Origin of the sequence: Selenomonas ruminantium subsp. lactilytica TAM6421 (genome assembly GCF_000284095.1) — a bacterium.
Lineage (GTDB): Bacteria > Bacillota > Negativicutes > Selenomonadales > Selenomonadaceae > Selenomonas_A > Selenomonas_A lactilytica.
On the sequence record NC_017068.1, the window covers coordinates 1,371,522 to 1,397,532 of the forward strand.

Consider the following 26,011-nt stretch of genomic DNA (forward strand, 5'->3'; position numbering starts at 1 on the left):
ATGGATGTGAGCAATCTCTTTCGTGGGGCTCAGGAATTCAACAAGGAAGAGCCGCAAAATCCCTGTGAGTATGGCCGCAAGGTCTGGGATGATATGAATGGCAATGCCTTAAAGCAAAATCACAATCTGAGAATTATGTGTATGGGACTTATGGGAGCACTTGTCATTGCAACCATCGGCAATGTCTATCAGGCAACCCAAAGTACCGTGGAGCCATATATCATCGAGGTGGACAGCACAACAGGTGCCATCCGGAAGGCTGGGGCCATATCGGAAATGAATTATACGCCGGAAAAGCTGGAGGTAGAGTATTTCCTGGGCAGGTTCATTCAGGATACCCGCAGTCTGCCGGTGGATGCGGAAGTTTACAAGCAGAGTTGGTATGAGGCCTATGGTTATATGACCAAGGATGCGGCTGCAGCCATGTCTGCTGAAATGGAAAAACAGGATAGAACCGGCGATTTTGGCAAGAAGCGTATCAAGGTAACGATCAATTCCATTCTGCCAGTGAATTCAGGCAGTGACTCATATCAGGCCAACTGGACGGAAGAAGTTTGGGATCTTACAACGGGCAGCCAGAAGACGGTAAAGATGACCGGGATATTCACGATTACCATCATTCAGGGAAAGGATAAGAAATCCCTGATGGAAAATCCCCTGGGCATCTATGTAAAAGACTTCAGCTGGTCGGAAGAAAATGTGGCAAATGTTTCTAAGGAAAAGGCAGGGGATAAATGATGTGGCAGGATTCAAGAAAACGTATTTTGGTATGGGGAATGCTGGGCGTGCTCATGTTGCCTGCGGGAGCTTCAGCACAGGAAAGTAATGCGAATGCTGAGGTAAAGACAGCGCAGACAGAAACAACGGAAGTGAAAAACACCCACGAAAGCCGTAAGGAAAAGGAATTAAAAGAAAGAGTTAAAGTGCTTGAAGCTCAGTTGGAGGAAAAAGCACGGGAACAGCTGGAATTGCAGGCTGAAGTGGATGATTTAAGCTCCCGGCAAAAGGCCATTGAACGAGGGGATAGTCTCTCGCATGGTTACCCGGCTACCAGCAACTATCTGGTGGAACCTGGCTATAACGAAAATGTGGGCTATACTCAGGATGCCATAAATGCCCAGGGAGACAGCACCATGGTATTCAGTTACAGCCCTAGCCAGCTCTATAAAATCTATTGCAAGCTGAATTATCTGACCGATATTGTGCTGAAGGAAGGGGAACAGATTACCTTTGTGGGTGGTGGTGATACAGGTAAATGGATGCTGGATGCTTCCTCTGTAGAGGGGACACCCCATATCTATCTGAAGCCCATTGCCAGAGGAGCCAAGACCAATATCATCATCAATACGACACACCATACATATCAGGTGCTTTGTAGCGAAGGGGATTGGTACAATCCGATTATCAAGTGGTCATATGGCAGTGAAAACATCATGAAGAGTATTGCCGGCCAGAAGGTTATGGACAGAACCGTAAGCGGCGTTGTGCAGTCGCCGGAGAATTTGTCCTTTGCCTATAGTATCAGGGGCAAGGCAAGCTGGAAGCCTGAGCATGTCTTTGATGATGGCCATAAAACCTATATCCGTTTCAGCCGGAATTTCAAGAAGCTGCCGGTGCTCTTTGTAAAGGATAAGGGGCATAAGGAGGCCATGCTGGTGAATTATCATGTTAAGGGCAATACACTGGTGGTGGAGCGCACCTTCAATGAAGCGCAGCTGAGAATGGATGGAGAAATTGTAAGGATTACACGGTCAGGAAAATAAACCGGGGGAGGTGAGCAGATGAGTGGCATTAAAGAACTTAGGGATGGCCTGGCTAAGAAGATGTCTGCCATGAAGGAAAAGCAGGGTAAGTCCGAGCTTACGAATCCTTCCATGGCGGAAGGGGTTAATGAGAAGGCATATGGCCTCAGGAAAAAGGTTGTATACGGGATTGTACTGTTCTTGGTCAGCGCTTTTTTGAGCTTTTCGTATTTTGGCATGGGTAGTGATGAACCCCAGGAGAAAAAGACGAAACAGACAGATCAGGCTGCCGATGCCAACAATATGGTCAATAGTGACAGGCAGCTGCAGCAAATGAATAACCGGGTAAAAAATCCCAATGGCATGAGTCCTGGGGCTGCTCCACCTATGGAAGGCGGAAAAGGGACGAATGGCACGGCCCAGAACAATGCCCGGGGCAATATGGAAACTGCTGAGCAGGGGAATGGGCAGCGGGGTGCAGACAATAACGCCAGATATCCGGTAATACCGCAGAGAAGTTATAGCGGAAGCTATAGCAGTCCCTATCCTGTGCCCCTGCCCTTAAATCCGGTGAAGCAGGCTCCGCAGCCCAAAAAGGAAAAAGAAGATTATAGTGCATCCATTGCCTTTGCCGGTGATTATGGTAAAGATACGAAATCTGCCGATAAACCTGCGGAAACGAATGAGGCCAATCTGGCCAGTAAAACAGGCCAGCAGGCATTTGCCGGCACTTCCTATATGGAATTGACACCAAACAGCCTGCAGGCCGGTACAGTGATACCAGCGGTGCTGCTTACAGGTATCAATACGGATGTGGGCGGTCAGGTAATGGCGCAGATTGAAAGCGATGTATATGATTCTTTGACCGGGACGCAGTTATTGATTCCTGCCGGGAGCAGACTGGTGGGAACCATTGGCCAGGGAGCAAAGGAAGGCCAGAATCGTGTATCTGTATCCTGGCAAACGCTGATTATGCCATCTGGAGGAAGCTATACGTTGGGCGGTTCGATGATCGCTGCCGATATGTCAGGTTATGGAGGCATCCCGGGACGGGCTCATCACCATAGCGGCAGCCTGCTTAGAAGCGGCTTCTTTACCTCGGCAGTAGCTGCCCTTGGAGCTATTGCCAGCGGCAATACATCAACAACAACAAATACCTATACCGCCGGTCAGCTGGCGGGACAGGGAGCCATGAGCAATCTGATGAATACGGCTTCAGCCCTTATCCAGAAAGGGGTAAATAATGCCGGAACAACCATTACGGTGGAAGCTGGCAAGGAGTTTATGGTGTATGTGACCATGCCTGTACAGTTCAATCCCTATTAATGGGAGGTGGAAAATGTGAGTGTAGCAGCAATTGGTGAAGATGCCGAAATAAGATGTCATAAAGTAAAAGTCGTTTTGGTGCTGATGACGATTTTTGCTCTGCTGGGAATGGAAGCAGCAACCGAGAGCATTGCTTCTGACTGCAACTATGATGACTCTCTGGGAAGATTCCTTATGGTATATGACTATCCCATCTATGGTTTCTGGAATTACTGGCTCTGGAGTTATGGCAGGATAGGCACGCTTATACCGGATATAATCCTGCGGGGCGACAGATGGTTCTATGGCTTCCTGCTGGCCGGTGGCCTTATGAGTTGTGTCTATATTCGCAATGCCAGACTGCTGATAACCCATGGCTCTGCAAAATGGGCCAGCAGGAAGGATATTGAAAAAGCAGAGCTTACAGGAAATACCGGCGTGATTTTGGGGATAAATCCCTATACACATAAGCTGATGCGGGATGACAGTTCGGCGCATATCCTGCTATTGGCACCCACGAGGTCGGGCAAAGGCGTATGCGTGATTATTCCTACTTGCCTTACCTGGACACATTCCATCTTTGTAACGGATGTCAAAGGGGAGAACTGGATTAAAAGCGCCGGATACCGGAAAAAGTATATGGGGCAGAAGTGCATAAAGTTTGAACCCCTGAATAATGATGGCAGTTCTGCCAAATGGAATCCGCTATCGGAAATCCGCATGGAAACACCTTATGAGGGAAGTGATGTGGATACCATAAGCGGGATACTGGTCAATCCCAAGGGAGAGAATAAGGACGGGGATTATTGGCCGCAGGCTGGTAAGGCGCTGTTAAAGTCTGCAATAATCCATCACTTGTATTGGTTTAAGCGGGAAAAGAGGCCATTGCCCAATCTGACCAATATCCTGTCTTCAGTATCGAATCTGACGGAGCTTTTGGCATCCATGGGTTCCTATGCACATATTACCGTAGAAGATTTTTTTCAGAGTCCCAATGTGTTCCAAGTCTGCTATGGAGAAAACTATATCACGGATTTTTCAGGCTACAATACGGCCTTGTCTGAACTGGCTGGCCGGGAGATACGGTTGACTTCGGTAAATGAATTAAAGGCGGAACTTCGGAATTATTCACTGAAGGGTGCGAAAGAGGACAGGCTGGAGAGAAAAATAGCTGCTATGGAAGAGAATCTTGCCGAATTGGAGGAGGAAGAGGAGAAAATATCCAGCAGGCAGGATGAAGCCGATATGGCCTATGAAGAAGCGGATCTACGGGCAGACGAGGGCAAAGCCAAAGCTGCGGAACTGCGGGAAAAATTAGCCAGAGGCGAAGTTACAGCGGAAGAATCCATAGCTGCTGATAATGCGGCCAGTGAACTCATAAAGGAAGCAGCCCACTGCAAACTGATGGCAGATAAGGCCGAGCGGATGATGAAACAGATTGCCATGCGGAAAGCCGACCTGATGGAACAGATTGACGTGCTGAAAAAGAAGATAGGCGAACTGGAACAGGAAGCAGGCGGTGGAGAGAAGATTGATTTTAAGGATGGCGCTAAGCCCTGGTATAAGCTGCTGGTGCATCCCAAGGTACTGGAATGTGCGCAAAGCCTTCTGCCGAAGGTGAAAAGTGCCGGCGGGGAAATAAGCGGCATTCAGTCAACGGCTGCAACCTGCTTGAATCTGTATCAGGATCCGATTGTACAGGAAAATACCAGTACTTCAGATTTTCTGGTGGAGGATTTATTAAATCCGGAGCAGACTGTATCCTTCTTTCTGGTAATTCCGCCAAATGATTTGGAAAGGCTTACGCCATTGGTGCGGCTGCTTATAAACATGATGCTGAACAGGCTCATCCGGGATATGAAGGATGAGCATATAGCAGGCATAAAACGTCAGCGGCTGCTTATGATGCTTGATGAATTTGCGCAATTCGGCAAGTTTGAGACCATCGAGACGGCTATGGCGGTCTGTGCAAGTTTTGGTATCAAGATGTGTATTGTGACGCAGACCATCACTCAGCTGTATAAGAGCTATACCAAGGATCAGGCGATTATGGGCAACTGCCATACGCAGGTTATGTTTACACCCAATCAGGATGGCGGTGTGACGGCCAAGAATATATCTGATTCCCTGGGAAAGGAAACCATACTTACGGAAAATAAGAACGATGGTGGTGGCGGCCTGTTCAAGGGAAGTACATCTAAATCCGGTATGGGGCGTAATCTGCTGATGCCGGAAGAGGTGGCCAAGATGCCCTTTGAACGGGAAATCATCATGTGTGCCAGACATAATCCGATTTACGGAGAGAAGCTCTTATACTTCAACGATAAGCGATTCAAGGAGCGGGCGGCTATCCCACCGCCAGTATATAGCGATACCGTAAGAAAAGTAGCTACATTCCGGGATATTGAGGCAATAACAAGACCAATTATGCATGATATGCGCTTAGCCCAGGAAAGGGTGCGGCAAGCTCGTTCTGCGGAAATGTAATTTGTGGTGGGTGAATTTGTCGGTTATACGAGCCTGCAAATAAAAAGTCAAGCATAAATTTCGGAATGGAGTAAATTTCTATGAAGTGATTTTATGGCACGACAAAAAGGCTGCCGCAATGCGTCAACCTGTAAAGAATTTTCTGAAATTGTTATTATTCCAAAGGTAAGCTGCTTAAGTATTCCTTGACTTTACCAAAGTAGATTCGCAGGAACTTATTTGCTCCGGCTGTCATGTAAACGTAGTAGGGCTTACCCTCATCACGTTTTTTCACCATGAATCTGTATACAGGGTCGTCTTCTGGTTGTAGCTTAATCAAGACATCCATTATGAGGTATAACGTTTTTCTCAGATATGGAGACCCATGTTTAGTGGTGTGAACGCTCTTTTGGGCATAGTCACCAGATTCATTAACTCCAGGGTCTACACCTGCAAAGGCTGTAAGCTGACTGCGCTTGGTGAATTTATGCACATCGCCAATCTCGGCAATGAGCTGTGGGCCAAGAGTCGTTCCTACGCCGAACATGGACATAACAACAGGATATTCCGGCAGTTTGGAAGCTAGGCTATCCATTTGTTGACGAAGTTCCTCTACGGCCTTGGAAATGGCATTTAGCTGTTCTACAGCCTGATGGATAAACATTTTCGTCATATCATCTTTAGGTAATATGGCAATCAGTTCCAACGAAGCATCACGTATTTCCTTTGGCTTGTCAGGCTGGAAATTATAGCCGTGCTTTTTGCACCACTTCTGGTACTTGTCTGTAAAGGAAGACAGGCTGATATTGCAAACACAATCCACATGCCAAAATTTTTCGATGAAGTCTATCCACTTTTCGCTGCCATCTGGCCGCTTGGGGCTGGTGAAGAATTTATTGGCTCCCGGATAGGTTTCATCAACTAAGGCTATTAAATTGTTTTTGTATGCCGTCTGCTGCTTCTGGTAGAAGCTCATCTGGCGGTTCATGAGTTTGAGCTGTGTACGTATTTTATCCATAGCTGTATACTGACGCAGCTCAGGCCATTTGTCAAGGGCGTAGCGTGCAATCTTCTTTGCATCAGCTTTATCTGTTTTGACGCGGCGCAGGGAGTTGTTATCGAAGTTCTTGATTAACTTGGGGTTCACAGCACTAACAAACAGGCCGGCACCAGAAAGCCAGCGAACCATTGGTTCGTAGTAGCGGCCTGTGTGCTCCAAGACAACGCGGCATTCGCCGTCTAAGGTATTTAAATAATTCACGAGGTCGTTCATGCCGCTTTTAGTGTGACGTACCTCAAAAGGTTTGGCTACTGTCTCACCAAAAGGCTTTACTACGGCAACTGTGCTTCTGCCTTTCGAGACATCAATCCCTACTGCGTTCATGTACATCGCTCCTTGAAGATAGAATTGCAATGGCGAACCATACTCCTCATTGCCGATTCAATCTCCTGTGGGTTGACACGGACGCATCTGGAAAGATAGCCCAACCTGCATAAATCGAACAGCTGGGAATGAGAGGATGGTAAACAGACTCGTATACGGACATGTAGGTCCTAGGAGGAATCCCGTCTAACCATTACCTCACTATTTTACCAGCTTAAACAACGAGGTGGATAGGAACGGTAGCTATCCGTTTCCAATCCATAGTTCTATTGTAGGAGGAGGAAAAAAGATGCTTACAAGAGCGGTTAAGATTACTTTTGATGTCAGAAATCCTGAGAAGGCCAAATACGAGCTGGAAATGGTGGATAGCAGTATGCTCACGCAAGCTAAGGACTTCAGTGATGAAGAACTGCAGGGCGCAGTAGATTACTATATTGAGCATGCAGAAAATGAGATTACAAGGGCCCAGGCCATTAGAGCCAAGGCGCTGCTGCCCAGATACCTTGCATTAAGAAAAGCAGGCGTGATATGAAAATCTTAGGCAGGAAGGCCCGTAAGGCAAGAACGGTGGCCGATATTGAAAGCAGGCTCCAGCAGCGGGGCATGCGGGTGCTTAATGGTCAAAAGAAGGACAAGGTGCATACAAGGAACTTTGCTGGTGGCAAGGGGGCATAAGACTTGGCTAAGAAACAGGAAGCGATAAAAAGAGCCCTGGGGACACTTGAATACACTCTGGGCTTTGAGATCATGAATTTTCTGCAGGATAAGGATGTCAATGAGATTATCGTAAATCCCGATACGAGGATCTGGGTGGATACTTTCTCGAAAGGGCGGGTGCTAACCGATTATACACTGGACTCAGGAAAGTCTGAGCAGATCATCTATCAGGTGGCAGACCTGACCAATACAGTGTGTTCCGCCAATAAGCCTACACTGGGAGCAGAATTGCCGGATGGCAGCAGGTTTCAGGGATTCCTGCCGGATGTGGTAACTGCTCCGAGTTTCATCATCCGTAAGCACACGGAACGGGAGCTTACCCTTACGGATTACGTTGATGATGGTGTGCTTACGCCAAGACAACGGGAAATCATACTGGATGCCATCCGAGACAGGAAGAACATCATTGCGGCAGGGGGAACCAAGTCGGGGAAGACCACGTTCCTGAATGCTATTCTGGCAGAAATATCCAGAAGCGATGACCGGATCGTGATGCTGGAGGATACCCGGGAACTGAAATGTGCGGCCAGAAATTATCTGTCCCTGAAGGTTACTGAAAACTGCAGTATGAGCGATCTGCTCCGGGATACTCTGCGGGCCACTCCGGACAGGATTGTGGTGGGAGAAGTCCGGGGAGATGAAGCGCTGGCGCTCCTTGATGCATGGAATACCGGCCATGATGGCGGCTGCTCCACAGTACACAGCAGTTCTGCCATACTGACGCTCAGGCGTCTGGAACAGCTGGTTTCAAGAGTATCCGTAACACCTCAGCAGGAAACCATAGCTGGTGCAGTGGATGTTATTGTGTACCTGAGGCGTAAGGGTACCGGGCGCGTGGTAGAGGAGATACTTTCCATTGATGGCTATGATGGAGAAAAAGGCAGATACATAACGCATCCAATGCAATGAAATGATTTGAAGGCAGGATTTGACAAAGGATTGCCGTATGTATTATACTGTTCAAACATTTTATTTTTGGAGGTCATAAATATGGCAGAAGTAATCAGCAAAAGCGCATTGGTTGATAAGGTTGCAGAGGCAGCCGGTATTTCCAAGAAGGATACGAAGGCAGTTGTGGATGCTCTTATCAGCACCGTTACGGAAGATGTGAAGAAGGATGCAGAAATCCGTCTTATCGGCTTTGGTACCTTTAAGAAAAACCAGCGTGCTGCTCGCAAGGGCCGTAACCCGCAGACCGGCGAAGTTATTGACATTGCCGCAAGCGAGAGCCTGGCATTCAAATCCAGCGTTAAATATTAATCCATAGCATGAGAAAATCCCCTGTAACCAGCCTGGTTGGACTGCTTACAGGGGATTTTTGATGAGCTTAGGTATGCTGGCCAATGATTTTTTCCATCCAAATCATGTTGTACCATCGGTCAAACTTGCGGCCACACTTATGGAAGGTTCCGACTTTAGTGAAACCTAAATGGGTGTGGAAGTTTTCACTGTTGTGGGTAAGGTATTCATCTTCAATTATTGGATCGCCTATGCAGGCGTAGAGATTGATTATGCCCCTGGAAGAGAGTGCCTTTTCAAGCACTGTATAGAGTTTGCGGCCTGTTCCATGGCCACGTTCGTCGGGGGAAAGGTAGATGGTAAGTTCAACAGAATGGTCGTAAGCTGCGCGATTCTTGAATGTACCTGCATAGGCATAGCCGACAATATGCCCCTCTCTGATGGCGGCCAGATAAGGATATTTTGCAAGTGTTTTGGCGATTCGGGGCTGAAACTCAGATAAGGATGGAACTTCGAGTTCAAAGGTAATGGCTGTTTTTTCTACATAGTAGCTGTATATAGATAAAATATCAGCGGCATCTTCTGGAGTGGCAGAGCGGATAGTTATGTCGTTCATAATAAAACCTCGTTATGGATGTCGTATGATTAAGGTATATGTTTTTCAAAGCGAAACATCCCATCAGGGAATTGCTCATCCTGAGAAGCGTCGTTGTCATGTGGATCCGGATGATGGTCATTATAGAATTCTACGATGTGAAAGCCGCATCGGTTGACATAAAAATGGATATTGCGCTTTTCAAAGTATGGGGTTACAGTTTGCCATACCTTAACCTGTGGATACAGTTTTTCTACCGCACACCATGCGGCGTAGCCAATACCTTTACTGTGGGCATGCGGCGAAACAAAGAGGATTTCAAGCTCGCCGTGGTCTCCTTCAATTTTCAGGATTAGGCCGCCAACGGGGTGACCGTCCATCATAATACGGTAAGCAATGCCATTATCAATGGATTCTTCTATAGTGGCTTGGGAGATAATCTCTCCGCCTTTTTCAATGTGATTATCATGAAGGTCAAATTCTTCCATGGCTCCGTAATTAAAAGCATCCTGATTGTCGCGTATAAACTGTTCCCTGTCATCATCCTGCAGGGGAATAAGTGATATTGTTGTGTGCATGTTCTGTCACCTTAAATGTCTGAAATTAAGTTATATTATATCGCGTGAGATATCTGAGATCAATGTGTGCAGGTAGTTTTAGGCTGAGGCGGGAGAGTGGGCGGATTGACAGTTCGATGTTGACCTGTCAATCCGACTTTGGTTTGCCCTTCGCTGCGCATTATCCCCAGAGAGATAAGATTTCCCTGCACCATGAAGGGAAAACATCGGTATTTCGCGAAGTATTAAAACAGAAATGAGAAGATTTTATAAGAGCTGGTAAAAGGATGGTTTCAAATGGCTGGCACATGGCAGTGGAACGACTTTATAGAGGAATTAAGTGGGGAGGAATTGAGAAATTATGCCAGGGAGCATAATAGATTTATCTACCCTTATGATATTTTAACAGGCTCGGATATTGCCATGTTCAAGAATGTCAAAGTCAAAGACGCAAAGAAGCGCTTTATCATTTGTCCACTTGATGATATGAACGAAAAGGATACTAAGGACGGTCAGGTAATTTATGAAATTGAGTCTTGGGCAAGGATGTGTGACTGGGAAAGCTGTGCTGACGATTCGTATGAAGGGGCAATTGCTCGCTGGAATAAGCAGATGAAAAAGACAGCAGCCAAAATGATGAAACCACCACTTCGCCGTTTTGTGGCTATGGAATCTTCGTCCATGGTTACGAATATCTTTCTCTGGGGCGTTCTGTTTTTCCTTTTTTCGTTCAACAGCAGTGTGTCGGATTTTTTTCATAGCCATTATATTCTGACCAGTTTGCTCTTTGGGGTGCTTTGCAGTAATATAAAAAATATCTTTACCAAGTCCTATGGGGAGGAAATTCCCCGTGAAACTCTGCGTAGCTGGGCTGGTGTTAGTACCCATAAATTTAATGAAGCCTTTTATGAAAAAGCCATGCGCCAGTGGGAGACACTGCGGCAGCTATGTGAAAACAGCGTTCCTCTATATCTGCTATGGAGAAGGGGAAAATTACAATCCAATGCTCTTTTGCCAATAGAAACTGCTGATGATGGGCAAGATACAACCGGCAAAATCTACTGTCAGGAAATCCGGGATTCTCTGCGCGGGCAGACTGAGGAAATCAGTGATATACGGACGAGAATCTCGGATAAGGCTGTGAAACGCTATGTGGAGAATATCTTAAAAGTTCTGCAGGAAATGCAGCAGGCTGTGTCCTTTACGGAAAGTTCGGCAAAAGTTTTAGCGGCTCGGCGGATTGTCAGCTATTGGAATGATGAGCTGATAGCCCTGCTCAAAAGTTACATGGATTTGCTGAACAATTCATCGGAAGAGGCCGCCGATACGAAGGAAAAGATTGAGGCAGTTCTGCAGGATCTATACCCAGTTTACAAAAAGGAATTGGGGCGTATCACCAAGGCTGAAACCATAGAGATAGATGTGGCCATTGATATTATGCGCAAAGAAATAGACCAGGTTCTGAATAAAGAAAGATAACGATGAACTATAATTAGCAGAAGGTGAAGCTATCCCATACTTCCTTGCTAATGAAGATGTACGAGGAAATAGTTCACAAGAACTGACCTTCCACGGGCGGGGGCATCTTTGCTCCTTATATGCAAGCAAATAAATATTCTTTAGGCTGAGGAAGGGGATATCTTGATTTTGCAATTGGCACATGTTACAATTCCATAAAGATGGCTATAACTTAGGGGCAACGTCTTATAGGCGTTGCCTTTCGTGCATTGTGAGGAATCAAGTTGAAGGTATTAAATTTCTTTGGTGGCGCTGGCATTGGCAAGAGTACCATTGCAGCAGATGTATTTTCCAAGCTCAAACGTAAGGGCTATAAGACAGAGTTGGTAGGCGAATATGCCAAGTGGCTGTGGTATCAGAATGCCACAGAAATCGTAGAAGATCAGCTGTATTTATTTGCCGAGCAGGCTCATCGGACAAAGACATTGGCTAAATACGGCGTGGAGTATGCGGTTTGCGATTCGCCGCTGCCGCTGAATATCATATATAACCGGGAGCCCAGCGAAGCCTTTGATGCGCTGGTTATGCAGGAGTTCAATCGTTATGAGAATCACAACTACCTGTTGCGGCGCAATGATGAATTCATAAGCATCGATGGCCGGAAGGAAACAAATCTGGCGCAGGCCAAGGAAAAGGATGAGCAGATAGTGGCGGTACTGGAGAAATGGCAGATTCCCTATACGGTAATATCGCCGTGGGAGACGGATAAGGTTGCGTTGGACTTGAAGGTGCGGTAATGGAGATTGAACGTCAATTCTTAGTGGAAAAGCTGCCGGTGCTGCCAGATGCCCATGAAGAACTGCAGCAGGGGTATATATCGATGGAGCCGGAAATCCGCATACGGAAAATTGGCGAAAGTCTTTTCGTGCTGACGGTTAAGCGGGGAGCTGGTCTGGTACGGGAAGAGTGGGAGACTAATATCTCAATGCAGGAATATGAAAATCTGGAGGCACGGCTGTATCCCGGAACCAAAATGATTGAAAAGCGCCGTTACCATATAGAGCTTAAGGGTGCCCATATTGCAGAACTGCATGTGCATAGCGGCCATTTAGCAGGGTTCAACTACGTGGAAGTCGAATTTCCTACAGTGGAGGAGGCCGAAGCCTTTGTGCCACCAGAATGGTTTGGCAGGGAAGTAACGGAAGACGCCAGGTTTTCCTATGGAATCCTGGCCCGTGAGGATGGCATGGAGCTTGTGCGCCGTTTGCTGAATGATTGATACGAAAAATGGGGAGCTATGTATGAGCATGGAAGAAAAAGAAGAAAAACAGCTGCTGGATGCCATGAAGGCTATGAAAAATGTTGACTGGAAGAAAGTCATTAAGGTACTGGCGAAAATCCAACAGACAGAAGGCAAAGATGATGGAGAATTAAATAAACTGCTGGACAAGTGGGAAGAAGTTTATGATGACGTATTTAAGGAGCCACTGAAGTGTTCATTTTGCAATAAAACCCAGCATGAGGTAAAAAAGCTAATTGCCGGGCCAGGGGTATATATCTGCGATGAATGCATTGAGCTGTGCTGTGAAATATTGGATGAGGATGAGCATAATCATGGTGCCTTGAAGAATATCTGTGACCATAAACGTGGCTCTGAGGATTAGGAGAAGCGAAAAATGGAGAGCAAAATAGCAAAACATATCTGCCTGAAGAATCACCCTGTTGCAGTACTTAGAGCAGATAGTATGCCGGAGCAGTCCATAGCTTTCAAGAGAGGCAAGTGGGGCTGTGTCGTGGCACTTATAAAAGCAGCCTCCCAAGGGAAGATTGCAGCTGCAGCAAAAGACACAACGGTATGCATGGGCGGACGTGCAGGTCTTGGATTCCAGGGCTATGAACATGGCTGGATTGAATACTTCCTGTCTACGGGAAACGATAAGATTCCGCACAGCGAATTTTATAAGAAGACGCCAGAGCTGGCCAAAATATTTACGGAAACCATCCCCAAAGTAGAGTCTCCTGCCTGTCTTGTATTCAAGCCCTTGGATATGGTGGGGGAAAATGAAAAGCCGGAGTGCATCATCTTTCTGGTTAATGCCGACCAACTGTCCGGACTGACCACCTTAGCCAATTACGACAGGGTAAGTCAGAATAACGTGCAGGTCAATTTTGCTTCCGGCTGTGGACAGGCAGTACTGTATCCGCTGGCGGCAGAAGAAAAGGGAGAGGAGACCTGCTACATAGGTATGACAGATCCATCTGCCCGTAAGGTTATTAGCAAAGAGCTGATGTCCTTCAGTATCCCCTATAGCCGGTTCGTGGAAATGGAGCAGGAAGCAGATGGCTGCTTCTTTGCTACGGACACATGGGAAACGATTAAAAAGAGAATTTGAAGGAGTACCCAGGAATTGAAAGAAACAAAGGAAGTACAGGAGCAGCGAGAGCTGCTGAGCGCCAAATATCGCAGGGCGATACCGATGGCAGAAGAGATTTGGCAACATTTTAAGGATAACGAGTACAAAATCATTGCCTGCCCGGTTATTCATACGGAGACGAGGGAAATCTATTGCGTTTATCAGGCGCTGTATGGCTCCTATGGTGTATACTGCCGGCCGCTGGATATGTTCATGAGTGAAGTGGATCATGAGAAATACCCAAAAATCAGGCAGAAATATCGGTTTGAGCATAAAGAATAAATGTGGCAGGAGGGAAGGCTGTGCCCGAGAAGATTATTACAGAGAAGGATTGGAAACTATTTCGCAAGATGCTGCCGACTTGGCAGGAAAGATACATGGAGACGCTGATTAATGATTATGAAGCTATTTTGGTCAGCGCTGCTGATGCCTCTGACAAGTTCTGGAAATTGGAAAAACGCATAAGGAACGACAAGAAGAAATCTGGCGTGTGCGTTACAGAAATGAGCCGTTCGCAAATGTTTGCTAATATTATGGTGCTGTTGGATGAAAAGGTCATAACGTTGGATGATTTGGAAGGTTTTAGCGATTCCCTAAGGGAACGTATTGAATTTTTGCACAGATGAGGCTGCCGTAAAGACCTATATTCAGGAATATCTTGAGGCAAAAGAACAGGTGCTATTTTGCGCATCAATTACTGGGTGAAGGTAAAACGGTGATGAGTGGGGAGCTGCTGGCAGTATTGCAGTGGTTCCCTATTTTTGCATATTATTCCCTTAAAGATTTACTTTCCCCTTAAATGTATATATAATATAAGGGAAAACGTGGAGGTGTAAGGGAATGCGTCAGTTTAATTATAAAAAAATAAAAGAAATGACATGGGATTCCGAGATACTTGGCTATATTGCTGCTATCTACAAAGAGGCTGGGAAGCAGGAACTTTACCTGAAGCAGCGGCCGGAGGAATTAGAAAAACTGGTGGAGATAGCTAAGATTCAGAGTACGGAGGCATCTAATGCTATTGAGGGCATTGTGACTACCAGCACTCGCATCCGGCAGCTGGTAGAAGATAAAACAACTCCGAGAAACCGTGATGAGCAGGAAATAGCCGGCTATCGTGATGTACTGAACATTATACATGAGAGTTTCGATGCCATCCCCATCACGCAGAATTTCATCTTACAGCTACATAAAATCATGTACAGTCATATGGGAAATTCCATGGGGGGACGAACCAAGAATGTGCAAAATTTTATCAGTGCTACATATCCAGATGGGCATACGGAAATACTGTTCACCCCGCTGCCTCCATTTGAAACGCCAGAGGCGTTGGATAAAATCTGCGCAGAGTACAATCTCGTAATCGGTAATGCAGAGGTAGAGCCGCTTATCGCCATCCCCATCTTCATTCATGACTTTCTTTGTATCCACCCGTTTAACGATGGCAATGGGCGTATGAGCAGGTTGCTGACTACGCTTCTGTTATATCGCAGCGGTTTTTACGTTGGGAAATATGTATCGTTGGAAGCAAAAATAGCCAAGCATAAAGAAGATTATTATGATGCATTGAGACAGTCGCAGCATGGTTGGCATGAAGGGGAGGAAAATGTTGTTCCCTTTATAAAATATCTCTTGAGCACTATTATTGCTGCCTATAGAGACTTTGAGGATCGTTTCTCCCTCGTGGAGACGAAGCTTCCTGCCTTGGAGATGGTACGGAGAGCGTCCATGCAAAAGCTGGGACGTTTTTCAAAACAGGATATAAGAGAGCTGTGCCCGTCCCTCAGCCTGAGTTCTGTGGAAGGGGCACTCCGCAACCTGGTTAAAGAAGGATATCTGGGCAGGGAAGGAACAGGACGGTCTACCCGATATATACATCTGAAGTAATTATGCGGTGAGCCCGGAGTCTGTAAACATTTCGATGGTTCACATGAGACTTTCGATTATGGTAAAGTATAATCAAAAAGAAATGGGCTGATGCATGATTTTGTCACTGCATCAGCCCTGTTTGTGTGTTTATCTGCTTACAGGTTATGCGGATTGTTTTGCCACGTCATTGTTTTGGGTGTATTCGGCCTGGAGTTTATCAAGACCGGACATGATGGAATCATAGGTGTCAAGACAGATCTGGGGCAGGTCTTTTTCCTTGGTGGCCGCCTGATAATCCCGGCGGAAAATTGCCACGGCTTTGGCGATTTCCTGACGGATTTCTGCGATTTTAGCGGGATCACCTTGCGCGACGTGAGCAGCCATGCTGAGAATGCAGTTTGTGACCGCTTCCACGGAATAGGGGCCGCCGGGGCCTATGGCACGGACGGCTTCTTCATAGCTGGGGAGTACACTGGGGACGGTGAATTTCTCCCCCAGCTTGAAGTGCCCGCCAGAATTGTAATAGGCCTGCCAGCTTAAATTATCCCGTGTTTGTTCTTGGATACTCTCCAAAGTATCCTTGTTTTCCGCTGGCTGAACAAGGGACAGGCTGGCCACATGGGGAGTTTGTGGCGAAATCGTTTCCGCTTTGGGGATGGTAAATTCGCCCATAATGTCCCGGAAATTCTTCTCTGTTGTCGTCTGTGGCTGGCTTACGGGAGCAGAGGCTGCGGATTCGTGCAGCTTGCTGATGGAAATATCCATGGTTACCTCCTGACTATAAAAAATCGTTTAAGCAAGAAATGGGTTGGTGCAGGATTTGCATCAACCCGTAGTTCATATAGTTGATTATTTTTGCATGAGCAGATTGAGCATTTGTGCATCCGCCATGTTAGGCAGTTGCTCCTCTGTATTATCCGGCAGGGAATGTTCAACCTGGGTGCTGAGTATGGTGGGGATTTTTTCGGGGGGCGGGGAATGCGTCTTGGTTTGGGAAATAATCTTGTCTTTCTCGTAAACTGTAACAAGGACGGAACCATCTGACATAACACGGATCACTGTGGTGGTATCCTCACCAGCTTTTTCGCCAGTGTCCGTTATGGCACCGCCGGTTTCCAGCTGGCGCAGCATGGTGCTGAACTTTTCCTTGGCTGCAAAGGTCTTGTCCTTGGATTCCGTTCCCTTGTCAGACCAGGCTGTCATGCCCTGTACTGCTTTAATATCCATAGGTTCACCTCCAAAACAGATGATGTATCTCTATGAAGTATATCGGTGAAAAGTGTGGATTGATAAGAGGCTGTAGTCAGATTATGTAATTCTGTGTATTGTTCCATGCTATAGCTTTCGTCGTGTTATCATCTGTGCTAAAATAAGCCTATAGTTAGACGACGTGGAAGAAGGTATATTATGGCAGGGGAAGAGAAAACCATTTGGGGTATTCATGCAAAAGATGAAGAAATTTTCCTTAAGGGCAATAAAATAGCGATAGGCTGGAGAGAAATGGGCGACCTAAGGAAAATTGATGCCAGTCGGGATGCCTTTAAGGCCAAGTATGATACGGTGTATCCAGAGGCCAAGAAAGGGAGCATTGCCACAAGCGCCGGAATGCTTTATCGTTTCTGTTATGAGGTGCAGCCCGGTGATTATGTTGTGTTCCCCTCGAAGTCGAACAGAGAAGTCAATATAGGCATCGTAGAGGGCGATTATACATATGAGCCGGAGCAGAGATATGCGAATACGCGAACCGTAAAATGGGTAAAGCATTTATCGAGAACCGCGTTTTCGCAGGGCGCTCTGTACGAAATCGGTTCTGCTATGACATTTTTTACCGTGAAAAATTATGCGGATGAGTTTCTAGGGGCATTGGATAGCAAGAAAAAGGATTTTTCCTCTGATGGGGAAGATGACAGCGTTGGTGCCACCGCTGAGGATATCATTGAGAGTACCAAGGACTTCATCCTGAAAGAATTAAGCCGTCAGCTTAAAGGGTATGATTTGGAAGATTTTGTGGCAGATCTCTTAAGAGCTATGGGATACCGTACAATCGTTTCTCCGCATGGTGGCGATAGTGGCATTGACATAACGGCATACAAAGATGAGCTGCCTCCTCGGATATTGGTTCAGGTAAAGAGCCGGGACGAAAATGTAAAGGAAACGACCATACAGTCCCTAAAAGGTGCTATGCGAGAAGGTGACTATGGATTGTTCGTAACTCTGTCAAATTATACTGTAAATGCTCGTAAGTATCTGGACAGCACACCAATTATCCGTGGTATAAACGGTACTGAGCTGGTAGAGCTGATTTTGAAGTATTATGAAGACCTTAGCGATAAGTATAAAAAAATGATTCCGCTTAAACGGGTGTATATACCTGATCGAGAGGAACAGTGAGCTGAAATAACATCAATCGGGCTAAATGCTTCGTGTGATGTTATTTTTTCTATTAAACGAAAAGCCCCTGGCGGTGTGAAGGCCAGGGGCAGGGGATTGGTTTTGTGGGTTCCAATCCAGGAAAGGTGTGATACTCTTGAATCATAAAGGGGATCACAATTCGAATTGTAGTACTTGCATTCGATGAAGTCAAGGGGATAGCCTAAAAAATAGTACATTACCCGAAATGGTGTTCACTGATTGACTTCCAAATCTAATGTTAGGGGTGATTATACTTCAGTTTGCCTTAGTAAGACGTCTATCATGCATTCAGGAAGATATCACATCTTGACTTTGTGGTCAAGAAAAATGTAAGATGATATTGCAGGAAAATGTAGTTTGTGTTACTCTATATGTGAAAGAGAGTTACACATACTGCGTGGGTGAGAAGCTATGGAGAAGGCAAGTTATATAGCGATTGACCTGAAATCATTCTATGCCTCGGTTGAATGCATGGAGCGGGGGCTTGATCCGTTGACCACTAATCTAGTGGTGGCAGATGAGTCCCGGACTGAAAAAACAATTTGTCTGGCGGCCAGTCCTGCTATCAAGAAATACGGCGTGCCAGGCAGAGCCCGACTGTTTGAAGTGGTGCAAAAGATTAAATTCGCCAATAGTTCCCGGCGATTCTTTGCTCCTGGGAAAAAGCTCACAGGGGAGTCTTATAATGCGATGGAACTGAAGAAGAATCCTAATCTTGCCATCGACTACATTGTAGCACCGCCACGCATGGCTTTATATATGGAGTACAGTTCAAGGGTGTACGGCGTTTATCTCCGTTACATTGCCCCTAAGGATATCCATCCGTATTCTATCGATGAAGTCTTTATTGAGGCAGGGCCGTATCTTAGCACATACAAGATGAGCGCCCATGAACTGGCTATGACCATGATTCGGGAAGTGCTTGAGGAAACCGGTATTACAGCAACTGCAGGCATTGGCACCAATATGTACCTGGCTAAAATTGCCATGGATATTACTGCCAAGCATATGCCTCCTGATAAGGATGGTGTGCGGATAGCAGAGCTGAATGAAATGAGCTATCGGCAAAAGCTCTGGGCGCATATGCCACTAACTGACTTCTGGCGATTGGGCAAGGGCTATGCGAAAAAGTTAGCTGATATTGGCATTTACTGCATGGGAGATATTGCCCGCCGCTCCCTGACCAAGTGGGGAGAAGATGAGCTATATGAAGTCTTTGGCGTTAATGCAGAGCTGCTTATTGACCATGCCTGGGGCTACGAGCCTTGTACGATGGCTGAGATAAAGAAATACCGGCCAGCCAGCACAAGTCTGAGCAGTGGGCAGGTATTGCATTGTCCCTATGACAACAAGCAGGCCCGGCTTATTACCTGGGAAATGACTGACCAACTTATCTTTGATCTGGTGGAGAAGCGGCTGGTAACGAATCAAATTGTCCTGGATGTTGGCTATGATATAGAAAATATCGCCCGTGGCTATATTGGCCCTATTCATGTAGACCACTATGGGCGTAAAGTTCCCAAGGCTGCCCATGGCACGGCGAGCCTGCCAAGACATACATCTTCATCAAAACAGATATTAAAAGAGGTTCTGGCTCTGTATGACCGGATTACGAATCCGGATTTGCTGGTTCGTCGTATTACGGTGACAGTAGGCCGGTTAATCCCTGAAGATAGTCTGGACAATAAGAAAGAGCAGGTAGTGGAGTTCAACCTGTTTGCCGATATAGATAAGATAAGCAGGGAAGAGGCTGCCGCCGAGAAGGCTGAGAAACGGGAAAAATCGTTACAGCACGCCATGCTGGCCATCAGAAACCGCTTCGGGAAGAATGCCATCCTGAAGGCAACCAATCTGAAGGAAGAAGCACGCACCATTGCCCGCAACAGCGAAATTGGAGGCCATAAAGCATGACGATAAAGAAAGATATAAAGGAATTTGCGGATATCATAAATATGCCCCGTCCGGAGCCTAAAAATCATCCGCGTATGCCAAAGGAGAAACGAGCAGCACAATTTGCTCCCTTTGCCGCCTTGACTGGTTATGAAGAAGTCGTAAAGAAGACGGCAAAGCAGCATGAAGATAGCGTAGTGGTCTGGGAAAAAGGAGAAGATGAGCTTGAATTTAGATGTGATGATTCGGACTAAACTTGGCGAGGCATATGCTATGAGCCCGTGGACTGAAGATAAGCTGGATGAGATGCTGCAGCTCATTGAGGACTATGCGGAGCAGAGATACAAAGAGGGCTACCAGGAAGCCATTGTGGATGCACAATCCGTAGCACAGAACGTCAGCTTTGGCATTGAGGGTATAAATCATCAATGATGTGTGATAGAATAATAAGTGCTGGGAAACCAGCCGAATATACAGGAGTCGGCCATCCCCGTGTGGCCGGCTTTTTTATGAAGACGTACAAGGGGATGCAGCTGATGACTATCTACGAGAACAATATGACGTACAGATTCATTCATGAAATGGTAGGAGGGTTTTCTACCGCTATGTTGATTCATGCTATAGAAAACTTTGGACAGGACGAGAATAAGAAAAAAGAATTGGGCGAAGAGGCCTTTGATGAGTTGTACAAATATGACTGGAAGGCAACCAATATCCGGCCCCAGACTTTTAAGATGTGCCAAGATATTATCAATGAGTTCCTTGAAAACTATATTGCTGATGATCAGAAATATGACATCGAGGAAATGGACGATCCCGACAAGATTAACTTCGGGTTTGCTTTATATATGGGACTCTTCCAAAATCCATTAGCTATGGATGACGAATATCAGCAGTCCCTAAAAGAGTTTCCTTCGATAGATTTGGCCCCGACTATCGAGTTAGGTGATGATGGCAAAGCAGGCATAGCTTTTGTCAAAGTAGCGTAGGTATTATGGCTATAGAGATAGAGCTTAGGGCAGAGAATGATAAACTCCTCAGCCCCGATACAAAAGCAGGGAACCTCCTGCTTGAGAAGAATGGCATCAAGAGTCAACTGCTCAAGGTCAGCTCTGGGTGGTTCATCTTCTAGCTTTACAAGTTCTTTGTCTTCGCCATTAAGTATCCGATTAAACATATACGAAGTGTCGCTGATTGCAAAGGAGGCTTCTGTCATTAGAGTGCAGGCTGACAATAGATATGTGCTGTAAACAGATTCCATTAACTTAGCTGCTTCAGGGGGCTGCTCCAGTTCGTAACCGCCATCATCTGTGATCCTGATGCCTTCGGCGTAGATAAGTGCATTATTCCCGTATAGGGATAGCTCAGTATAGAAGCTGGAAGCCCGGTGCTTTGGATCAATCAGGTTTGAACGGGCACGCAACTTAATGAACCATCCCAATGAGGAACGTGAGTCAATCTCCAAAGCCTTGTTGGCATAGTCATAGGCTTCCTGATAGTTCTCGGCGTATAAGGCGTTTTCAGCCAGGTGTATCAGATTATTGATGTCGCCCTTGACAATATTTACGTTGGCACCGGAAAAGTCGTTGGTCACATAAGTATTGTAGTTGTTAATAGCCTTTTCTGTGACGAACGCCGTCCCGCAATATTTACATATGCCGGCATCTTTGGTGTCGTCAACAGTTATTTCCGCTCCGCATTGGGTGCATTTTGCCGGTATGAAGCTCATAGCATTTCATCCTTCTTTATGTATCAGTGAAAGACGTTATCACTATATCCATATTTATTCTACATATCCATTTCGATTACCTTCTGCAAATTGAATGAAAATTAAGCAGATTTTTGGCGAATCAATGACATAATCATTGACATTTCTATCTAAATGCGATACATTAAACCAATGAAAAAGAAGATTATAAAATCAAATGCTGACCAGGCTAAGCAGATTAGAGATACCTGGAGAACAATAGAAGATGCTATTATTGCTGAGCACAGCTTTTTACTGCCGTCTGGTGAGATAGACGTTACTGTTACGCTGCCATGGACAAGGGAAGGCGCTCTTGGGCTGTTAAAGCGTAGCGGGAAGATTATCTCCTGGGAGCATCAGAAAGAGTTCTATGAAGGCAATATGCGCCAGTATAGAGTAACTGTCGATGGAGACAAAATATGAAAAGAATCGTTGTATTATTAATTATGGTGTTATTATGTCTTTGTAACTTTGTTGAAGCACGATCTATTATGTATGCGAATGCAGACACGAATTTTCCTATATGGACGGCAGGAAATCGTGCTGGCAGGGCGTTAGACATATCTTCGGCTGTTATAGATCATAATGCATCAGAAGACAAATATCTGGAGATATGTGCGAAAAATTATTGCATTCGCTTTCAAAAAGGTGACGGTGAAACTTATGAATACGGAACGTTAGAAGAGGATTCATATATTTATTTTCGTGAATACCTTGATGGCAGCGGTTTGTATTATCTGGTTGCAGATGTTCCGTGGGATGCCTATCCATGGAGAAAAGTAAATCCTCAAAGTTATTTTGACTATGGACTAAATGATGCATATTATTTAGTGAAAAACCATGTTATGAACAAGAAAAATCAATAAATTATAACAAAACCACCATTGCTTGAAGACCTTGAATAAGAAATTTTTGATTCATTTCGTAGTGACAAAGTAGAATCTAATAAATAATTTTTCATAAAAAGAAGGATTTAAAAGATCTATCATAGAATAATATCGACATGGATGAACTTATTATATACTAAGGAGGTTTTTGTAATGGCTAGAAAAGCAAATTATGATGAGAAGATTAAGGCTATCGAAGAAAAAATCGAGAAGAAAAGAGCTGAAATCAAAACCCTGAAAGATCAGCTCGATGAATTGAAGAGCAAGAAGGCTAAGGATGATTATCAGGAACTCATGGAATACATGAAGACGAATAATCTGTCTGCTGATGAGGTTTTGAATAAAATTAAAAAGTGATAGACAGTTAATATCTGGCATGAAAAAGAGCTTGCTACATGATGGCAGGCTCTTTTTGCGTTAGCAGATGCGACATATTAGTGATGGTTTTACGTCCCTGCTTGAATGGCAGGGATTTTAATTTGCCTTTAATGACATTTTAACCAGACCTTAATTGAACAGGGGTATCATTTGTAATTGCTATTATGAAAAATACCTGAAAATTAAGATGCACTGACAATATCGATTTGGTTAAGGAGGAAGCAGGATTTATGACAGAAAAAATAGCTAAGTATATGTTAGTGGCGGCATTATTGGTTATTATGACCGTAACGTCAGGGTGTGCGTTGGCAAGAGGTGCAAGAGCTATCTTGCGATACAATGAAGATCGTAATGAGCATTCGGCAATCAGTAACATGATCGAAGCTGAAAACATGACAGCAAGAAAGTTGCATATGGATATGTATATTTAATCTTGAAGGTGGGGTTCATAATGGATGATGATAATTTTGTAACATCAGCGCGGTTTCTGGTATTTCTGGGAATGGTGTTATTTGCTCTGTTTTTCGTAGATGATCACAAGATGGAGGTATTTGTATTTGCCTGTGCTGTAGCACTTTATCTGGAGTCGCGCAAGGAAGGCTGGCAAAGCCCGCTTATAGAGTGGCCGGAAGAATTGTCTTTCTTGTCCACTTGCTATTATGCTTCCTTGAAATTATTGAAATTCGGTACCGTAATTGAAACTGTGGTGCTGATTTACCTATTGTGGAATGGTGCGATGGATAGCCCGGATTTATTTCAGATAGCGGGAAATGTATATCTGGCCAACGTTATTTGGCTGTCTGCCACCGCCAGTACATTATCTATCTGCTGGTCTATACATGATAAATGGGCTGAGCGAACAGGCAGCACGACGATTACATCCCTGAAGCCGCCTTTTACACAGGGAGACAGAGGCTTCAAGAAGTGGAGCTGGCTCCTGATGGATGGTATCGTGATAATGGCATTGGTAATTATGTGGGTGGATCATTTTAATCTGCATATATACAACGTATTTGAAGGTACGGTCATCTGCAGCGCATACTTTATCCTAATGATGCCGCTGCAGTTATGGTTCTATTTCCATTACAAGGGGATGATTCCCAAGGTTGTGGCGAATACTGAAAATTGAACAGGCGCATATCAAGCGGTTTTTATGCTACAAATCTGCAGGTTGCAGGTTTGTGGCATTTTTTTATGCATAGGCAATCTAAAATGTGACATAGAGAAATTTTATCTTATTTGCTAAGGGGGAGAATCATTATGGATGCAAAAGGTTTGGGTAAACAGGTTGTGGCTAAGGGCTGGCAGATGGTAAAGAGCAACAAGGGAATGCTTATGTACATGGGGCTCATGATGATGTCCAGCCATTGCCTGGCCTCTACCAGCATGCCCTGGGACAGCGGCATTGAAAGCCTGAAGGCCAACCTTACAGGCCCGCTTCCTAGAGCCGGAGCCGTCATCTCCATTGCCACCGGTGGTGCACTCTATGCCCTGGGGCAGAGTGATGTGTCCCGTATGGCCATGAAGGGAGCATTTGGTACAGCCATTGCCTGCGGGGCGGCGACTCTTGCCGGACTATTTGGTGCGGACAATGTGTCGGGCTGTTTGTTCTTCTAAGGATGAGGTGAGACGAAGTTGTCAGAAGAGAAAAAGCGGATGGAATTTAAGCTGCCGCTATTCAGTTCCCTTACAGAGCCGGTGCTGCTCATGGGAGCGCCGCCGTTCATGATTGTATTCAACATTTGTGTGGCGGGGATTTTTGTGCTGTCGTTTCACTTCTTTTGGATCATTCCGCTGAATATTGCCATCCATGCAGCCACTATTTATGTGACCAAGCAGGATGCAGATGCCTTTGAATGCCTGAGAAGCTATATGCAGCAGAGCAGAACATACAATGTCTGATGGAGGTTCGATATGCTGGAAGACTATCAGCACGATTACAGCAAAGTGTATTCCTGGCTGTCTTGGGGCGGTCTCATCCTGCCGGAAGTGGTCAGGAATAAAGATGGCTCCCTGATGGGATTTATCCGGTATGGGCAGCCAGCTGAGACAACTGCAGATGAAATCAGTCTTGATTATCCCAAGGGCTGGGGAATGTGGCTGGATCGTCATCATTTTGCCGGGGATAATACGGAGACGCTGTGCCTGCTGTGGAATCCAATCCGTAGAGGCAGTAATTTTCCAGCTGTCAACCTGTGTGAAGGTATCTGGCGTGGCAGCGAAGCAGAGGAAGACTATTTTCGTAAGGTGCTTATGGAGCTAAGCAGAAAAGTGCCGGGAGGTCTGGTGCTGCAACGGGAGCAGATTCTTTCGTATCTGCAGAGCACGTTGGAAATGCAGTTCTGTGAAGTTACTATGCCTGAAATACCGCTATATTTGGATGCAGTGCTGTCCAAGGATATGGAGTTTAAAGTCTACGATCCCCATGGCCGGGACAGAAATAGGTTTACGATTCGTGGCAAAGATATTGCTGTGACCAGCATCAAGGTCAGCCTGCAAGAGAGCAAGCTGGATATGGTGTTGAAGGCATTCAGGCAGATGGACTACCGGTTTTGCCGTCGTTGCCTCTTTATGCCGGAAGACAATTTGCGGCAGGAACTTAGGAAAATGACAGCCAAATGGTGCCCCAAGAGGCAGAGTGTCCGGGACTATATGCTGTCAAAGCAGGCGGGAAGCGGCGGCATGATAAGTGATACGCTGGTTTTTGCGCTGGATAGCGGGGTGGCCGAAGAATATCACAGGTACATTCGGGAGATTCTGGAAGCAGTGGAGGTGCCCTTTGTGGTGGAAGATTACAACAGCAAGCAATGCTGGTGGGGGACACTGCCGGGCATGTTCCGTGCTAATGGGAAGATATTGCCCCGCCGGGAAAAGAACTGGCAGGATTTTTTAGGGTTGAAGGGCGTGGAGAAAGCAAGTGTATAGGCTGGATTTATTCAGGAGAACAGGAA

34 protein-coding genes and 1 pseudogene are annotated in these 26,011 nt (G+C 45.7%); 29 read left to right on the forward strand and 6 right to left on the reverse strand.

Annotated features, from left to right (window positions below):
• From trbF to SELR_RS17705, 4 genes are read left to right on the forward strand one after another with little or no spacing between them, the layout of a single operon-like run.
• Positions 1 to 738, forward strand: coding sequence for a conjugal transfer protein TrbF (gene trbF, locus SELR_RS06565; RefSeq protein ID WP_014424431.1), 738 nt, complete (start codon positions 1 to 3; stop codon positions 736 to 738).
• Positions 735 to 1,763: a TrbG/VirB9 family P-type conjugative transfer protein gene (locus SELR_RS17700; protein ID WP_080585434.1), complete on the forward strand. Its 1,029-nt coding sequence runs from the start codon at positions 735 to 737 to the stop codon at positions 1,761 to 1,763. The genes trbF and SELR_RS17700 overlap by 4 nt, the downstream gene beginning before the upstream one ends.
• 18 nt (positions 1,764 to 1,781) lie before the next feature.
• Positions 1,782 to 3,068 (forward strand): TraB/TrbI/VirB10 family type IV secretion system protein, encoded by a 1,287-nt coding sequence (locus SELR_RS06575; protein WP_014424433.1) that lies wholly within the window; start codon positions 1,782 to 1,784, stop codon positions 3,066 to 3,068.
• A gap of 15 nt (positions 3,069 to 3,083) precedes the next feature.
• Positions 3,084 to 5,534 carry a type IV secretory system conjugative DNA transfer family protein gene (locus SELR_RS17705; protein ID WP_014424434.1) on the forward strand — a complete coding sequence of 817 codons (2,451 nt, stop codon included), beginning with the start codon at positions 3,084 to 3,086 and terminating at the stop codon, positions 5,532 to 5,534.
• Positions 5,535 to 5,688: 154 nt separating this feature from the next.
• Here SELR_RS17705 and SELR_RS06585 read toward each other — a convergent pair whose 3' ends face one another.
• Positions 5,689 to 6,897: an IS110 family RNA-guided transposase gene (locus SELR_RS06585; RefSeq protein WP_014424435.1), complete on the reverse strand. Its 1,209-nt coding sequence runs from the start codon at positions 6,895 to 6,897 to the stop codon at positions 5,689 to 5,691.
• Between the two features lie 289 nt (positions 6,898 to 7,186).
• On the opposite strand from SELR_RS06585, the gene SELR_RS06590 reads away from it, so the two are divergent.
• From SELR_RS06590 to SELR_RS06600, 4 genes are all read left to right on the forward strand, one after another.
• Positions 7,187 to 7,429 (forward strand): hypothetical protein, encoded by a 243-nt coding sequence (locus SELR_RS06590; protein ID WP_014424436.1) that lies wholly within the window; start codon positions 7,187 to 7,189, stop codon positions 7,427 to 7,429.
• Complete coding sequence (locus SELR_RS18815; RefSeq protein WP_014424437.1) at positions 7,426 to 7,572, forward strand: hypothetical protein; 147 nt, start codon at positions 7,426 to 7,428, stop codon at positions 7,570 to 7,572. Before SELR_RS06590 ends, SELR_RS18815 begins: the two co-directional genes overlap by 4 nt.
• Before the next feature lie 3 nt (positions 7,573 to 7,575).
• Complete coding sequence (gene trbB, locus SELR_RS06595; protein WP_014424438.1) at positions 7,576 to 8,523, forward strand: P-type conjugative transfer ATPase TrbB; 948 nt, start codon at positions 7,576 to 7,578, stop codon at positions 8,521 to 8,523.
• An 81-nt stretch (positions 8,524 to 8,604) separates the two neighbouring features.
• A complete protein-coding gene (locus SELR_RS06600; protein WP_014424439.1) occupies positions 8,605 to 8,874 on the forward strand; it encodes an HU family DNA-binding protein in 270 nt (89 codons plus the stop codon).
• Positions 8,875 to 8,941: 67 nt separating this feature from the next.
• Here the strand turns inward: SELR_RS06600 and SELR_RS06605 are convergent, their stop codons facing one another.
• A complete protein-coding gene (locus SELR_RS06605; protein WP_014424440.1) occupies positions 8,942 to 9,469 on the reverse strand; it encodes a GNAT family N-acetyltransferase in 528 nt (175 codons plus the stop codon).
• Between the two features lie 29 nt (positions 9,470 to 9,498).
• Positions 9,499 to 10,026: a GNAT family N-acetyltransferase gene (locus SELR_RS06610; protein WP_014424441.1), complete on the reverse strand. Its 528-nt coding sequence runs from the start codon at positions 10,024 to 10,026 to the stop codon at positions 9,499 to 9,501.
• Positions 10,027 to 10,302: 276 nt separating this feature from the next.
• Between SELR_RS06610 and SELR_RS06615 the strand changes: the two genes are divergently transcribed.
• From SELR_RS06615 to SELR_RS06650, 8 genes and pseudogenes are all read left to right on the forward strand, one after another.
• Positions 10,303 to 11,484, forward strand: a complete 1,182-nt coding sequence (locus tag SELR_RS06615) for a hypothetical protein (protein WP_014424442.1) — start codon at positions 10,303 to 10,305, stop codon at positions 11,482 to 11,484.
• A 263-nt stretch (positions 11,485 to 11,747) separates the two neighbouring features.
• The gene (locus SELR_RS06620) at positions 11,748 to 12,260 is read left to right on the forward strand and encodes an AAA family ATPase (protein WP_014424443.1); all 513 of its coding nucleotides are present in this window, start codon (positions 11,748 to 11,750) and stop codon (positions 12,258 to 12,260) included.
• Entirely contained in the window at positions 12,260 to 12,742 is a 483-nt protein-coding gene (locus tag SELR_RS06625) for a CYTH domain-containing protein (RefSeq protein ID WP_014424444.1), read from the forward strand. The genes SELR_RS06620 and SELR_RS06625 overlap by 1 nt, the downstream gene beginning before the upstream one ends.
• A gap of 163 nt (positions 12,743 to 12,905) precedes the next feature.
• A pseudogene (locus tag SELR_RS19225) lies at positions 12,906 to 13,067 on the forward strand (ClpX C4-type zinc finger protein); the annotation flags it as partial.
• Between the two features lie 72 nt (positions 13,068 to 13,139).
• Complete coding sequence (locus SELR_RS06635) at positions 13,140 to 13,856, forward strand: DUF169 domain-containing protein (protein WP_014424446.1); 717 nt, start codon at positions 13,140 to 13,142, stop codon at positions 13,854 to 13,856.
• Between the two features lie 15 nt (positions 13,857 to 13,871).
• Positions 13,872 to 14,159 (forward strand): DUF1653 domain-containing protein, encoded by a 288-nt coding sequence (locus tag SELR_RS06640; protein WP_014424447.1) that lies wholly within the window; start codon positions 13,872 to 13,874, stop codon positions 14,157 to 14,159.
• A gap of 20 nt (positions 14,160 to 14,179) precedes the next feature.
• The gene (locus SELR_RS06645) at positions 14,180 to 14,503 is read left to right on the forward strand and encodes a hypothetical protein (RefSeq protein WP_014424448.1); all 324 of its coding nucleotides are present in this window, start codon (positions 14,180 to 14,182) and stop codon (positions 14,501 to 14,503) included.
• A gap of 214 nt (positions 14,504 to 14,717) precedes the next feature.
• Complete coding sequence (locus SELR_RS06650; RefSeq protein WP_014424449.1) at positions 14,718 to 15,764, forward strand: Fic family protein; 1,047 nt, start codon at positions 14,718 to 14,720, stop codon at positions 15,762 to 15,764.
• Between the two features lie 144 nt (positions 15,765 to 15,908).
• Here the strand turns inward: SELR_RS06650 and SELR_RS17710 are convergent, their stop codons facing one another.
• Together SELR_RS17710 and SELR_RS06660 are read right to left on the reverse strand one after the other, a co-directional pair.
• Positions 15,909 to 16,511: a hypothetical protein gene (locus SELR_RS17710; RefSeq protein WP_014424450.1), complete on the reverse strand. Its 603-nt coding sequence runs from the start codon at positions 16,509 to 16,511 to the stop codon at positions 15,909 to 15,911.
• An 84-nt stretch (positions 16,512 to 16,595) separates the two neighbouring features.
• Positions 16,596 to 16,973 (reverse strand): hypothetical protein, encoded by a 378-nt coding sequence (locus SELR_RS06660; RefSeq protein ID WP_014424451.1) that lies wholly within the window; start codon positions 16,971 to 16,973, stop codon positions 16,596 to 16,598.
• 180 nt (positions 16,974 to 17,153) lie between these two features.
• Here SELR_RS06660 and SELR_RS06665 point away from each other — a divergent pair, with 180 nt between their 5' ends.
• From SELR_RS06665 to SELR_RS06685, 5 genes are all read left to right on the forward strand, one after another.
• Entirely contained in the window at positions 17,154 to 18,137 is a 984-nt protein-coding gene (locus SELR_RS06665) for a restriction endonuclease (RefSeq protein ID WP_014424452.1), read from the forward strand.
• Between the two features lie 432 nt (positions 18,138 to 18,569).
• Positions 18,570 to 20,069, forward strand: a complete 1,500-nt coding sequence (locus SELR_RS06670; protein ID WP_014424453.1) for a Y-family DNA polymerase — start codon at positions 18,570 to 18,572, stop codon at positions 20,067 to 20,069.
• Positions 20,066 to 20,302, forward strand: a complete 237-nt coding sequence (locus SELR_RS06675) for a hypothetical protein (protein WP_014424454.1) — start codon at positions 20,066 to 20,068, stop codon at positions 20,300 to 20,302. Before SELR_RS06670 ends, SELR_RS06675 begins: the two co-directional genes overlap by 4 nt.
• 19 nt (positions 20,303 to 20,321) lie before the next feature.
• Positions 20,322 to 20,480: a hypothetical protein gene (locus tag SELR_RS06680; protein ID WP_158645781.1), complete on the forward strand. Its 159-nt coding sequence runs from the start codon at positions 20,322 to 20,324 to the stop codon at positions 20,478 to 20,480.
• A 104-nt stretch (positions 20,481 to 20,584) separates the two neighbouring features.
• On the forward strand, positions 20,585 to 21,037 hold the full coding sequence (locus SELR_RS06685) for a hypothetical protein (protein WP_158645782.1): 453 nt from the start codon (positions 20,585 to 20,587) through the stop codon (positions 21,035 to 21,037).
• On the opposite strand, the gene SELR_RS18300 is transcribed toward SELR_RS06685, so the two are convergent.
• Positions 20,938 to 21,777 (reverse strand): TFIIB-type zinc ribbon-containing protein, encoded by an 840-nt coding sequence (locus tag SELR_RS18300; protein ID WP_014424457.1) that lies wholly within the window; start codon positions 21,775 to 21,777, stop codon positions 20,938 to 20,940. The two genes, SELR_RS06685 and SELR_RS18300, sit on opposite strands and share 100 nt — an antisense overlap.
• Positions 21,778 to 21,948: 171 nt before the next feature.
• Between SELR_RS18300 and SELR_RS06690 the strand changes: the two genes are divergently transcribed.
• From SELR_RS06690 to SELR_RS06725, 8 genes are all read left to right on the forward strand, one after another.
• Complete coding sequence (locus tag SELR_RS06690) at positions 21,949 to 22,218, forward strand: hypothetical protein (protein ID WP_102013466.1); 270 nt, start codon at positions 21,949 to 21,951, stop codon at positions 22,216 to 22,218.
• Positions 22,215 to 22,661 carry a hypothetical protein gene (locus SELR_RS06695; RefSeq protein WP_014424458.1) on the forward strand — a complete coding sequence of 149 codons (447 nt, stop codon included), beginning with the start codon at positions 22,215 to 22,217 and terminating at the stop codon, positions 22,659 to 22,661. The genes SELR_RS06690 and SELR_RS06695 overlap by 4 nt, the downstream gene beginning before the upstream one ends.
• 174 nt (positions 22,662 to 22,835) lie before the next feature.
• Positions 22,836 to 23,039, forward strand: a complete 204-nt coding sequence (locus tag SELR_RS06700; RefSeq protein WP_014424459.1) for a hypothetical protein — start codon at positions 22,836 to 22,838, stop codon at positions 23,037 to 23,039.
• A 251-nt stretch (positions 23,040 to 23,290) separates the two neighbouring features.
• A complete protein-coding gene (locus SELR_RS06705) occupies positions 23,291 to 23,491 on the forward strand; it encodes a hypothetical protein (protein ID WP_014424460.1) in 201 nt (66 codons plus the stop codon).
• Between the two features lie 20 nt (positions 23,492 to 23,511).
• On the forward strand, positions 23,512 to 24,189 hold the full coding sequence (locus tag SELR_RS06710; RefSeq protein ID WP_014424461.1) for a hypothetical protein: 678 nt from the start codon (positions 23,512 to 23,514) through the stop codon (positions 24,187 to 24,189).
• A gap of 131 nt (positions 24,190 to 24,320) precedes the next feature.
• A complete protein-coding gene (locus tag SELR_RS06715) occupies positions 24,321 to 24,677 on the forward strand; it encodes a TrbC/VirB2 family type IV secretion system protein (protein WP_014424462.1) in 357 nt (118 codons plus the stop codon).
• Positions 24,678 to 24,695: 18 nt separating this feature from the next.
• Positions 24,696 to 24,962, forward strand: a complete 267-nt coding sequence (locus SELR_RS06720; RefSeq protein WP_014424463.1) for a VirB3 family type IV secretion system protein — start codon at positions 24,696 to 24,698, stop codon at positions 24,960 to 24,962.
• Positions 24,963 to 24,974: 12 nt separating this feature from the next.
• Entirely contained in the window at positions 24,975 to 25,985 is a 1,011-nt protein-coding gene (locus SELR_RS06725) for a hypothetical protein (RefSeq protein WP_014424464.1), read from the forward strand.
• Positions 25,986 to 26,011 lie beyond the last annotated feature (26 nt).